At 58.3% G+C, this 12,156-nt stretch carries 10 protein-coding genes; 3 read left to right on the forward strand and 7 right to left on the reverse strand.

Annotation, left to right across the window (positions count from 1 at the left end; translation table 11 throughout):
• Nucleotides 1-262: 262 nt before the first annotated feature.
• On the forward strand, nucleotides 263-1,099 hold the full coding sequence (gene tcdA / locus G5315_RS11630; protein ID WP_159142757.1) for a tRNA cyclic N6-threonylcarbamoyladenosine(37) synthase TcdA: 837 nt from the start codon (nucleotides 263-265) through the stop codon (nucleotides 1,097-1,099).
• 21 nt (nucleotides 1,100-1,120) lie between these two features.
• On the opposite strand, the gene G5315_RS11635 is transcribed toward tcdA, so the two are convergent.
• Both G5315_RS11635 and G5315_RS11640 read right to left on the reverse strand, forming a co-directional pair.
• On the reverse strand, nucleotides 1,121-1,555 hold the full coding sequence (locus G5315_RS11635) for a SufE family protein (RefSeq protein WP_005342474.1): 435 nt from the start codon (nucleotides 1,553-1,555) through the stop codon (nucleotides 1,121-1,123).
• A 13-nt stretch (nucleotides 1,556-1,568) separates the two neighbouring features.
• Nucleotides 1,569-2,789 carry an aminotransferase class V-fold PLP-dependent enzyme gene (locus tag G5315_RS11640; RefSeq protein ID WP_159142756.1) on the reverse strand — a complete coding sequence of 407 codons (1,221 nt, stop codon included), beginning with the start codon at nucleotides 2,787-2,789 and terminating at the stop codon, nucleotides 1,569-1,571.
• Between the two features lie 181 nt (nucleotides 2,790-2,970).
• On the opposite strand from G5315_RS11640, the gene rep reads away from it, so the two are divergent.
• Entirely contained in the window at nucleotides 2,971-4,983 is a 2,013-nt protein-coding gene (gene rep / locus G5315_RS11645; protein WP_421333080.1) for a DNA helicase Rep, read from the forward strand.
• Here rep and G5315_RS11650 read toward each other — a convergent pair.
• The 5 genes from G5315_RS11650 to G5315_RS11670 all read right to left on the reverse strand — a co-directional run bounded on the left by G5315_RS11650 (nucleotide 4,980) and on the right by G5315_RS11670 (nucleotide 11,035).
• Complete coding sequence (locus tag G5315_RS11650) at nucleotides 4,980-7,262, reverse strand: putative bifunctional diguanylate cyclase/phosphodiesterase (RefSeq protein WP_216979758.1); 2,283 nt, start codon at nucleotides 7,260-7,262, stop codon at nucleotides 4,980-4,982. The two genes, rep and G5315_RS11650, sit on opposite strands and share 4 nt — an antisense overlap.
• A gap of 85 nt (nucleotides 7,263-7,347) precedes the next feature.
• Nucleotides 7,348-7,803, reverse strand: a complete 456-nt coding sequence (locus G5315_RS11655; RefSeq protein WP_216979757.1) for a c-type cytochrome — start codon at nucleotides 7,801-7,803, stop codon at nucleotides 7,348-7,350.
• 197 nt (nucleotides 7,804-8,000) lie between these two features.
• Nucleotides 8,001-9,029, reverse strand: a complete 1,029-nt coding sequence (tdh, locus tag G5315_RS11660; RefSeq protein WP_421333081.1) for an L-threonine 3-dehydrogenase — start codon at nucleotides 9,027-9,029, stop codon at nucleotides 8,001-8,003.
• 55 nt (nucleotides 9,030-9,084) lie between these two features.
• Complete coding sequence (locus G5315_RS11665; protein WP_127007235.1) at nucleotides 9,085-10,275, reverse strand: glycine C-acetyltransferase; 1,191 nt, start codon at nucleotides 10,273-10,275, stop codon at nucleotides 9,085-9,087.
• A gap of 115 nt (nucleotides 10,276-10,390) precedes the next feature.
• Complete coding sequence (locus G5315_RS11670; RefSeq protein ID WP_005340848.1) at nucleotides 10,391-11,035, reverse strand: TetR/AcrR family transcriptional regulator; 645 nt, start codon at nucleotides 11,033-11,035, stop codon at nucleotides 10,391-10,393.
• A gap of 158 nt (nucleotides 11,036-11,193) precedes the next feature.
• On the opposite strand from G5315_RS11670, the gene rfaD reads away from it, so the two are divergent.
• Complete coding sequence (gene rfaD, locus G5315_RS11675) at nucleotides 11,194-12,150, forward strand: ADP-glyceromanno-heptose 6-epimerase (RefSeq protein ID WP_040069912.1); 957 nt, start codon at nucleotides 11,194-11,196, stop codon at nucleotides 12,148-12,150.
• The last annotated feature ends 6 nt before the right edge of the window (nucleotides 12,151-12,156 follow it).

Raw genomic sequence — 12,156 nt, forward strand, 5'->3', positions numbered from 1 at the left:
CAGAAGTGAAACGCGGTAGCGCCGATGGTAGTGTGGCATTCGCCATGCGAGAGTAGGACACTGCCAGGCACCCAATTTAAGAACCCCGCTCATCGAGCGGGGTTTTTTATTGCCTGCAATTTATTAAATCGTCTGATAACTGACCTTTTATTCCCTCTTCTCTGCCGTTTTCCCTGTTTTTCCTCCCCGATTTTCTCCGGTTATGCCATCGCGGCTGGCGGTGGTTGTCGCTATAATGGCCGCCCTCAAGCAAGGTGGTGGTATGAAAGCAGAATATCTACAGCGATTCGGGGGCATTGCCCGTCTTTATGGTCAGAATGCCCTGCGTTCCTTTAGCCAGGCCAAGGTCTGTGTGGTGGGGATAGGCGGCGTGGGCTCCTGGGCGGCCGAGGCGCTGGCCCGTGCCGGTATCAACCAGATCACCCTGATCGACATGGATGATATCTGCATCACCAACACCAATCGCCAGATCCACGCCATGCAGGGGACGGTTGGTCACCTCAAGACCGAGGTGATGGCCGAGCGTATTCGCGCCATCAATCCGGATTGCAAAGTGATCGAGGTAGATGATTTCGTCACCGCCGATAATCTGGCCGAGCATATCAAGCGGGAGTTTGACTATGTGGTGGATGCCATCGACTCGGTCAAGGCCAAGGTGGCGCTGATTGCCTTCTGCAAGCGCAACAAGATCCCGGTGATCGTCGCGGGTGGTGCCGGCGGTCAGATGGATCCGACCCAAATCACCGTGGCCGATTTGGCCAAGACCATTCAGGATCCGCTCGCTGCGAAGGTTCGCTCCGACCTGCGCCGGTTGCACAACTTCAGCAAGAATCCGGCGCGCAAATTCGGGGTGGAGTGTGTCTTCTCAACCGAGCAGCTGAGTTATCCGGATGGTAATGGTGGCACCTGTCAGGCCAAGGCGGCCAGCGATGGCACCATGAAGATGGATTGCGCCTCCGGTTTTGGCGCCGTGACGCCGGTGACGGCAACCTTTGGGCTGGTTGCCGCGTCCCGGGTATTGAAGAAGATTGCCGAGCGGGGGGCCCGCGCCGAGAAAGAGGCCGGGGATGAAGAAGTAGGGTCGATTGGCGAAGCCTAATCGACCGCTGAACAAGGCGGGTTAGACAGCCTGTTCCCGGATCGCCAGCACGATCGCTCTGAGCCCGTTACCTCGTGACGGGCTCAAGTGTTTCTCTAGTCCCAGTTCGGTGAAATACCCTTCCATATCAAAGGCCTGGATCGCCGCAGACGATTTGTGGTTGAGCGCGGCCAGCACGATGACGATAAGGCCCCGCACGATGCGGGCATCGGAATCACAGGCAAAGTGCCAGCAGCCATCCTCACTTTGTTCTCCCTTCAGCCAGGCTTGACTTTCACACCCCTTGAGACGGAGTGCCTCCTGCTGCCATTCGGCGGGGAGTGCTGGCAGCTGCTTGCCGAGCTGGATGATGAGCCGGTACTGGTTCTCCCAGCCATGAGCGGCGGCAAACTGCTGGCGGATGGTGTCGGCGTTGGGCTCAAGGCCAATCTGGGTATAGCTTGCGAGGTCACTCATTCGGTTGTCTGCCTTAGAAGAAGTCACTGAGTTTGTGCAGGGCGGCCAGCAGGGCGTCGACATCGTCCCGATTGTTGTAGCAAGCCAGCGAGGCGCGCATGGTGCCGCCGATCCCGAGCGATTCCATCAGCGGCATGGCGCAGTGATGGCCGACTCGCAGGGCGATACCCTGCATGTCGAGCAGGGTAGCAGCATCTTGCGGGTGGATGTCGTCGAGCAGGAAAGAGACCGCACCGGCGCGTTGGCCGGGTTCGCCGACCAGACGCAACCCCGGCACTTGTTGCAGGCCAGCTACCAGATAGTCGGTCAGTGCCTGCTCATGTTGGGCGAGCCATTCCCTATCTTGCGCCATCACAAAGTCGATGGCGGCGGCGAGGCCGATAGCGCCAGCAATATGGGGGGTGCCCGCCTCGAACTTGAAGGGCAGGGTATTGAAGGTTGTGCCGCTGAAACTGACCCGATCGATCATCTCGCCACCGGCTTGCCAGGGCGGCATCCGCTCCAGTAGTTCGGTGCGGCCCCACAACACACCGATGCCGGTCGGGCCATAGAGCTTGTGACCGGAGAAGGCGTAGAAGTCGCAACCTATGGCCTGCACATCCACCTCGAGATGAGCCACCGCCTGAGCGCCATCGAGCAGGGTCAGAGCGCTGACTGCCTTGGCCGCTGCCACCATCTCTTTGACTGGATTGACGGTGCCAAGGGCATTGGATACGTGGGCCACGCTTACCAGACGGGTCCGTGGCCCCAGCATGGCGTGATAGGCGGCCAGATCGAGATCGCCCCGCTCATCGAGCGGGATGACCCGGATCACCGCGCCGGTGCGTTGGGCGACCAGTTGCCACGGGACGATATTGGCGTGGTGCTCCAGCGTGCTGAGGATGATTTCCTCCCCCGCCTTGAGCTCGTTCATCCCCCAGCTCTGGGCCACCAGATTGATCGCTTCTGTGGTACCACGGGTCCAGATAACTTCGTGGCTGCGGGGTGCATTGATAAAGCGGGCGACCGTCTCGCGGGCAGCCTCAAAGGCTCGGGTAGCGCGGCCACTCAGGGCGTGGGCGGCACGGTGCACGTTGGCGTTGTCGGCCCGATAGTAGTGAGCGATGGCATCCAGTACCGCGTGTGGCTTCTGGGTGGTGGCGGCATTGTCCAGATAGACCAGAGGGTGGCCGTTTACCGCCTGCGCCAAGGCTGGAAACTGGCTGCGCAGTTGGTCATGCTGTTGCTGATTCATGCTCCCCTCATCATCTGGAAAAAGTCATCATCTCGAAAGGTCGGCCATGATCCTGAAAATAGCGCTCGAACACAAGGCGCGATAAGCCCGATTGGCGGTTGCCTGCCGTGCAGCAGGTACGGCTCGTCGGGTGATTTCTGGTACAATGCCGCCCCTCATCATAAGCCAAGAGATCCGGCCCATGAAGCTCAACCCCAATCAGAACGAAGCGGTCAAGTATGTTTCCGGCCCTTGCCTGGTGCTGGCGGGTGCCGGATCGGGCAAGACCCGCGTCATCACCAACAAGATTGCCTATCTGGTGCAGCAGTGCGGCTACAACGCGCGCAACATAGCTGCGGTCACCTTTACCAACAAGGCTGCGCGGGAGATGAAGGAGCGGGTTGGCCAGACTTTGGGGCGCAAGGAGGCGCGGGGGCTGATGGTCTCCACCTTCCATACCCTGGGGCTCGATATCATTCGTCGTGAGCACAAGAGCCTGAATCTCAAGGCGAACTTCTCCCTGTTCGATGACACCGACCAGCTGGCGCTGCTGAAAGAATTGACTGAAGACGAGCTCGACAACGACAAGGACAAGCTCTCGGCCCTTATCAGCCAAATCTCCAACTGGAAGAACGATCTCATCCTGCCAGCCCGCGCCATGCGCATTGCCCGCGGGCCGGAAGAGGTGTTGATGGCCCAGCTCTACGAGCGTTATCACCGCCAGATGGTGGCCTATAACGCGCTGGATTTTGACGACCTCATCGTGATGCCGACCCTGCTGCTCAAGAACAATCAGGAGGTACGTGAGCGCTGGCAGAACAAGATCCGCTATCTGCTGGTCGATGAGTACCAAGACACCAACACCAGCCAGTACGAGCTGGTGAAGCAGATCGTCGGCGAGCGTGCCCGTTTTACCGTGGTAGGGGATGATGACCAGTCCATCTACTCCTGGCGCGGTGCCAAGCCGCAGAATCTGGTGCTGCTGAGCGAGGATTTCCCCAGCCTCAAGCTGATCAAGCTGGAGCAGAACTACCGCTCCAAGCGGCGTATCCTCAAGTGCGCCAACATCCTGATCGCCAACAACCCCCACGTCTATGACAAGGCGCTCTTCTCCGAATTGGATGAGGGGGTGAAGCTCAAGGTGCTGTTCGCCAAGAACGAGGAGCACGAAGCGGAGCGGATCGCTGCCGAGATGATGGGCCACAAGTTTATGAACCGCACCCGGTTCAAGGATTACGCCATCCTCTATCGGGGCAACCATCAGTCGCGCATCTTCGAGAAGGCGCTGATGACCAACCGGATTCCTTACCGTATCTCCGGCGGCACCTCGTTTTTCTCCCGCACCGAGATCAAGGACATCATGGCCTACCTCAAGCTGCTGGTGAATCCGGATGAGGACACCGCCTTCCTGCGGGTGGTCAACCTGCCGCGCCGCGAGATTGGCCCCACTACCCTCGAAAAACTGGGGCAGTATGCCAATCAACGCGGAAAGAGCCTGTTTGCCGCCAGCTTCGAGCTTGGGTTGGAGCAGCACCTCTCCGGGCGGGGCCTCGTGGCCCTGCAGGCTTTCACCAACTGGCTGGTACGCCTTGGCGATCAGGCGCTGCGTGGCAATCCGGTGGAGGCGGTGCGGGACATGATCAAGGAGATCCACTACGAAGAGTGGCTCTACGAGACCTCCCCCAGCCCGAAAGCGGCAGAAATGCGGATGCAGAACGTTTCTACTCTCTATCGCTGGATCACCGAGATGCTGGAAGGAGATGAGCTGGAAGAGTCGATGACGCTGGCTCAGGTGGTCAATCGCCTCACCCTGCGCGACATGATGGAGCGCAACGAGGGGGAGGACGACGCGGATCAGGTGCAGTTGATGACGTTGCATGCCTCAAAGGGGCTGGAGTTCCCCTATGTTTACATGGTGGGGATGGAGGAGGGCTTGCTGCCCCACCAGACCAGCATCGACGAGGACAATGTGGAGGAGGAGCGGCGTCTCGCCTACGTGGGCATCACCCGGGCTCAGACCGAACTGACCTTCACCCTCTGCAAGGAGCGGCGTCAGTTTGGCGAGTCGGTACGTCCGGAGCCGAGCCGCTTCCTGCTGGAGCTGCCGCAGGATGACCTTGAATGGGAAAACCAGAAGAAGGTGACTGCCGAGGAGCGCCAGCAGAAGGGGCAGATGGCGGTGGCCAATCTGCGCGCCATGTTCAAGAAAGATTAGGAGGTTGCGTTGCCGGGGGATAGCAGTGGAATGATGTCTGCTCCCGGCATGGGGGGAGATATATAGCGTCCTTGCCCCATCCGGCAGCCGATATCTATCAGCTTCTGTAACTGCTGCTGGTTCTCAATGCCTTCAACCACAAGGGTGTAATCGAGATCCTGACAGATATCCCGCATGGCGCGGATCAGCGCCAGATCTTTGGGGGACTGCAGCATCCGCTGGGTAAAGCTGTCATCCACCTTGATGTAATCTACCGGGAAATGGAACAGGGCGTTGAGGGAGGAGAAGCCGGTGCCGAAATCATCGAGGCTGATCTGGATACCCTTGGCCCTCAGCTCATGCAGGGAGGCCAGCGCATCGGAATCCTGCCGCGACAGCTCCCGCTCGTTGAATTCAAAGATCAGATAGCCTGGTGCTATCCCCTCCTCATCGATAATGTCCACCAACCGCATGATGTGATCATGGTTGACCAGATGTTTGCCGGAGAGGTTGATGGCGACCTTGAACTTGCTCTGGCCCGAGATCGGAAGCCACACTTTCAGTTGCTGGCAGGTGTGGCGCAGGATCTGATAATCCAGCTCCAGAATCAGGCCACATTGCTCCGCCAGCGGAATAAAGTCGAATGCATCCTTCAGAATTCCCTCTTCGGTCAGCCAGCGCGCCATCACCTCCAGACCGGTCAGGCGGCTATCCTGTAGCCGGATCACCGGTTGGTAGTAGGGGACGATACGCCCTTCCCGCAGGGCCCGAGCCAGCATCTCTTCCGGCGAATTCCAGTTCTGGTTGATGCAATCATCCGAGTAGCTGACGATGCGGCTGCGGCCATTGCGTTTGGCCTGGTACATGGCCAGATCGGCCTGGTGGAGTAACTGGCTGATATCCGATGTCTGTTCGGACACACTCGATACCCCCAGGCTGACGGTAATACTCAGCTCATTGCCAAGCAGCCGGAACGGATAGGAGAGGCGGCTGATGATACGGTTGAGCACCGGGCTGATGTCATCTTCATGTTTGCTGCTATCGAGATAGATGACGAACTCGTCGCCCCCCAATCTGGCCACCATATCGTTTTGCCGGATGCAGGTCTGGAGGCGGCGGCTTACCTCCTTGAGCAGCTGATCACCAGCACTGTGGCCCAGGGTGTCATTGATCTGCTTGAAGTGATCCACATCGATGAAGATCACCGCAAACCCCGGTGACTTGTAGCGGTTGTAGTGGGTCATGGCTTGATTGAGGTGGTTCATCAACAGTGCCCGGTTCGGTAGCTGGGTCAGCGGGTCGTGAAGCGCATCGAATTGCAGCCGCCGTTCCAGCTCCTGATGCTGCTTGAGCTGCTTTTGCAGCCTGAGGTTGGTCTGACGCAGCTGTTGCAGCCGCTGGTTGATGGAGTCTTCACTATTGATGTCGTTAAGCTGCTGGCGGATCCGCTTCAGCTCCAACAGCAGGGTGAGCTGGCCACGCAGGAAGTCGAGAAACAGCTTGTCGTCTGTCTCCAGCGGTTGCGCGGTGCTGATGATGAAGTGGGCGAAGTACTGTTGTTGCAGCCGTAGCGGCATGCTGTGCCAGTAGGTTGCCTCCCTGTTGACCTCGATATTGCTGGTGCTGTGGCACAAACCGCTGATGAATTCGTCGCTTTGACGAGGATGTGCGGGATAAATCTTCTCAAGCGTATGGCTGTGGAGCCTGACCAGCAGCATATCCTCAATGGCGAGCATCTGGCGCAGCACCGCCTCCAGCTGGGAGAAGAGCGCCTGACCGGGCAGGGTGTTGGCCAGTCGCATGATGCGGCTGATGCTCTCGATTTTCTTTTTCCAGTTCGGGTCTTTGCGGATCAGCGGAGAAGGCAGCTCGGTGAGATGGGAGCCCGCTTGGGTTTCGGTCAGCCGTTTGGATAGACACTCCAGCAGCAGGCGTAATGTGGGCAGGTCGGATGGTTCGCCGCGAGCCAGCAGCCACTGCACCTGACCATGTTCGATAGGAAAGACGCACCACCCTTCGGCCTCATCGAGCTGGGTGAGCTGATCGGTGATGCGGGACTGCTCCCGCCCCAGTTGTTGCTTGAAGGTATCGCTGATTTTGTAGGCGTAGAGCCAGTTCAGACCACTGTCGGAGAGGCCCAGCATGCCGAAATGCTGCAACGGGCAGAGCTGGTTTATCTGCTTTATCAGATCATCATAATCGCTGCTCTGCGCTGTAGGGGGAGCCGGAAAATCCATAATGGCAGAGACCAACGCCAGCAGAGGAGTTGAGTAGTGGGATTCGGTGGAATGGGGCGACATGAGCAACTCCCGACTATGCCTACCCTACAAGAGTAGTCGGAAGCCGATAGATTGAAAGGGCCGCAATTGCGGCCCTTTCAAATACTTAGAGGTTGTCAGTCATGTAGTGAATGGCGTTTTCAATCTCTTCGTCGCTGCAGTTCGCACAAGTGCCGCGTGGAGGCATCATGCCGGACTTGCCGGTAAAGCCTTCAATGGCATGTTTCTTGAGAGTATCAATGCCCTGGGCGACGCGTGGTTCCCAGGCTGTCTTGTCACCCCGTTTGGGGGCACCGGCAGCGCCGGTGTCGTGACAGGCAAAGCAGGCGCCCTTGTATACCGTTTCGCCATCGCGGGGACCGGAAGAGGCGGTCGCAGCAGGTGCAGCACCCGCGCCGGCAATACCTTCCAGATCCTTGGCGGTGTAGACCTGACCGATCGGTTTGATCCGCTCGGCAATAGCCTCCGGTGACATCTCATCGGCAGCAAGCACTGCCCCAGACAAGCTGGCGGCCGTCATCCCGACAGCCAGCAAATAGCTCAGTTTTTTCAACACGCTCATATACTCCCAGCAGTCTTTTATTATCCATGTAAACGACGGGATTATAACCGAATAGTTACAGCCATTTAAACGCTTGTGTGTGAAGTGTTAAACACTCTGCGTACAAAGTTTTGGGCGATATCACGGCAATTCTGGTGGTGGAGATAAAAAGAAACCCGGCGAATGCCGGGTTTCGAGTAACCAAAGGGTGAAAAGGGTTATTTATCCCAGCTCAGGATCACCTTGCCGGAGTGGCCGGAGCGCATCGCATCGAACCCCTGCTGGAATTCGTCGATGTGGAATCTGTGGGTGATGATGGGGGAGAGATCCAGCCCGGACTGGATCAGGCTGGCCATTTTGTACCAGGTCTCGAACATCTCGCGGCCATAGATCCCTTTGATAAACAGCCCCTTGAAGATCACCTTGTTCCAGTCGATGGCCATGGTGGAGGGGGGGATGCCAAGCATGGCGATCTTGCCGCCGTGGTTCATCTTGTCGAGCATCTCCTGGAAGGCGCTCGGGACGCCGGACATCTCCAGCCCCACGTCGAACCCTTCGGTCATGCCCAGCTCGCTCATCACGTCGGCCAGCTTCTCCTTGGCCACGTTGACCGCGCGGGTGGCGCCCATCTTGCGGGCTAGCTCCAGCCGGTATTCGTTGACATCGGTGATCACCACGTGGCGCGCACCCACATGGCGGCAGACGGCGGCAGCCATGATGCCGATAGGACCCGCCCCGGTGATGAGCACATCTTCACCCACCAGATCGAAGGAGAGGGCGGTGTGCACCGCATTGCCGAACGGGTCGAAGATGGCGGCCAGCTCGTCCGGGATGTTGTCCGGCAGCTTGAAGGCGTTGAATGCGGGGATCACCAGATACTCGGCAAAGGCGCCCGGGCGGTTGACGCCAACGCCAATGGTGTTGCGACAGAGGTGAGTGCGTCCGGCGCGGCAGTTGCGGCAGTGACCGCAGGTGATGTGCCCTTCACCGGAGACCCGATCGCCGATGGCGAAGCCGCGCACCTCCTGACCGATGGCGACCACTTCCCCGACATATTCGTGGCCGATCACCATGGGTACCGGAATGGTCTTCTGGGACCACTCGTCCCAGTTGTAGATATGGATGTCGGTGCCGCAGATGGCGGTTTTGCGGATCTTGATCAGCAGATCGTTGTGGCCGAGCTCGGGAGCCGGTACATCCGTCATCCAGATGCCGACCTCTTTGTGCAGTTTGGAGAGTGCTTTCATGGCTGTTCCTTCAATATGAATGCAGAAAAAAGGGGCTGCAGCCCCTTGATTCAAATCAGATAACGCCGAGTTCACGGCCGATGCGGATAAAGGCGTCGATCGCCTTGTCCAGCTGCTCGCGGGTATGGGCGGCAGACATCTGGGTGCGAATGCGCGCCTGACCCTTGGGCACGACCGGGAAGGAGAAGCCCACCACATAGATGCCGGCTGCCAGCATGCGGCTCGCCATTTCGGAGGCCAGCTTGGCATCCCCCAGCATCACCGGAATGATGGCGTGGTCGGCGCCAGCCAAGGTGAAACCGGCTGCGCTCATCCGCTCGCGGAAGTAACGGCTGTTCTCTTTCAGACGTGCGCGCAGGTCGTGACCTTCCGCCAGCATGTCGATCACCTTGATGGTGGCGGCAACGATGGAGGGGGCCAGCGAGTTGGAGAAGAGGTAAGGGCGGGAGCGCTGACGCAGCCAGTCGATCACCTCTTTCTTGCCGGAGGTATAGCCACCGGACGCGCCGCCGAGCGCCTTGCCCAGGGTGCCGGTGATGATGTCGACCCGCTCCATCACGCCGCAATATTCGTGGGTGCCACGACCATTTTCGCCGATAAAGCCGACGGCGTGGGAGTCATCCACCATCACCAGCGCATCGTATTTGTCTGCCAGATCGCAGATGGATTTGAGGTCGGCGATGACCCCATCCATGGAGAAGACACCGTCGGTGGCGATCAGCTTGAAGCGGGCGCCATCGGCGTCAGCCTGCTTGAGCTGGGCTTCCAGCTCGGCCATATCGTTGTTGGCGTAGCGATAACGCTTGGCCTTGCACAGCCGCACGCCGTCGATGATGGAGGCGTGGTTGAGGGCATCGGAGATGATGGCATCTTCGGCGCCGAACAGGGTCTCAAAAAGACCGCCATTGGCATCGAAACAGGAGGAGTAGAGGATGGTGTCTTCGGTGCCGAGGAAGGCAGACATCTTCTGCTCCAGCGCTTTGTGCTGATCCTGGGTGCCACAGATGAAGCGCACCGAGGCCATGCCGAAGCCATGGCTGTCGAGTCCCTGATGGGCGGCAGCGATCAGATCCGGGTGGTTGGCCAGCCCAAGATAGTTGTTGGCACAGAAGTTCAGTACCTGCTCACCGCCGACGGCGATGCTGGCCTGCTGGGCGGAGGTGATGATGCGCTCCTGCTTGTACAACCCTTCAGCTTGCACCTGGTTCAGTTGCTCGGTCAGGTGACGATAGAATCCGTTAGACATCCTCGATCCTTAGTGGCTATTTCAGCTGCGTATCAACAGAGGGCGACATTTTACTGCAATCTGTTGCGGTAAATTCAAATGATTGTGCTGATATTCAACAAATGTGAAACAGATCTCACCCAGCTGGTTGGGCCAGCTGGCGGTAGTGCTGCTCCAGCTGCTGGATCTGTCCGGCAACCTGGGGTTGCACATAGGGGCGCAGTAGGAACAGCACCTTCAACACGCCCTGATAGAGCAGCGGTTTGGTGATGCGGGTGTTGGGGGCCTGGGCAATCTGGAAGGGGATCCAGCAGGTCACCACCATCTTGATGGTCTGTCCCAGATCCGGCAGGTCTTCATCGCTGACATCTATGATGCCCCCTTCGCGCAGGCTTCTGAGCAGCGCGACCACTGAGGATCGCATCTGCTCCTGGGCCTTGAGGTACTTCTGTTGCAGCGGCTCGTCACGGCTCAGGATGTCCGGCAGATTGGCGTAGAAGAAGCGGAACTGCCACATCAGATAGAAGATGGCATCGAGATAGCCCATCAGATCCTGCAGAGTGATTTCACGGTTGCGGGTCGGCACGAAGCTCTCGCTCAGGTGACGGGCATACTGGTCGAAGATGGAGTGGATGATGTCTTCTTTATTGCGGAAGTGGTAGTAGAGGTTGCCCGGGCTGATACCCATGTGCGCCGCAATATGGTTGGTGGTGATGTTGCGTTCACCCTGATCGTTGAACAGCTCGGTCGCGCTGTGAATGATCCTGTCTCTGGTTTTCATCACTCATTCCTCCAACAGGTTCCGCTCGGGGCAGTTTTGAACAAGGTCGAATCCCCGGACGGCCCGTGATAAACTTTTCGGCAATTTCAAATTGGCTCACTATACACAGCTTTAACAAGCAGTCACATGTAGCCATCAACGTACGAGAGGCAAACTCCATGATCGTAGTAACTGGCGGTGCTGGCTTTATCGGCAGCAATCTGGTCAAGCAGCTGAACGCTCAAGGACGGACCGATATCGTGGTCATTGATGACCTGACCGACGGCACCAAGTTCGTCAACCTGGTCGATCTGACCATCGCTGACTACATGGACAAAGACGAGTTTCAGGCGCGCATCGTCTCCGGTGACGAGTTTGAAGAGTGGGACAACGGCATCGAGGTGATCTTCCACGAAGGTGCCTGCTCTGCCACCACCGAGTGGAACGGCAAGTTCATCATGGAGGTCAACTACGAGTACTCCAAGGATCTGTTCCACTACTGCATCGAGCGTGAAATCCCGTTCATTTACGCCTCTTCTGCCGCGACCTACGGTGGCCGCAACGACAACTTCATCGAAGATCCCAAGTTCGAACAGCCGCTCAACGTCTACGGCTACTCCAAGCAGCTGTTTGACCAGTACGTGCGCCGCTGGATGCCGGAGATCAACTCTCAGGTCGTTGGCCTCAAGTACTTCAACGTCTACGGCCCGCGCGAGCAGCACAAAGGCTCCATGGCTTCCGTCGCCTTCCACCTCAACACCCAGGTGAAGAAGGGCGAGAATCCCAAGCTGTTCGAAGGTTGCGATGGCTTCCCGAACGGTGGTCAGATGCGTGACTTCATCTATATCGACGACGTCTGCAAGGTAAACCTCTGGTTCTGGCAGAACCCGCAGCACTCCGGCATTTTCAACTGCGGTACCGGCCGTGCCGAGCCATTCCAGAACGTGGCCGAAGCGGTGATCAAGCATCATCAGAAGGGGTCTATCGAATACATCCCCTTCCCGGATCACCTCAAGGGTCGCTACCAGAGCTTCACCCAGGCTGACATGACCAAGCTGCGCAGCGTGGGTTATGACGCCGAGTTTAAAACCGTTGCCGAAGGGGTAGCGGATTACATGGCCTGGCTCAACCGCTAACAGGTG

The organism is Aeromonas sp. 603607 (assembly GCF_049171595.1).
Classification (GTDB): domain Bacteria; phylum Pseudomonadota; class Gammaproteobacteria; order Enterobacterales; family Aeromonadaceae; genus Aeromonas; species Aeromonas veronii.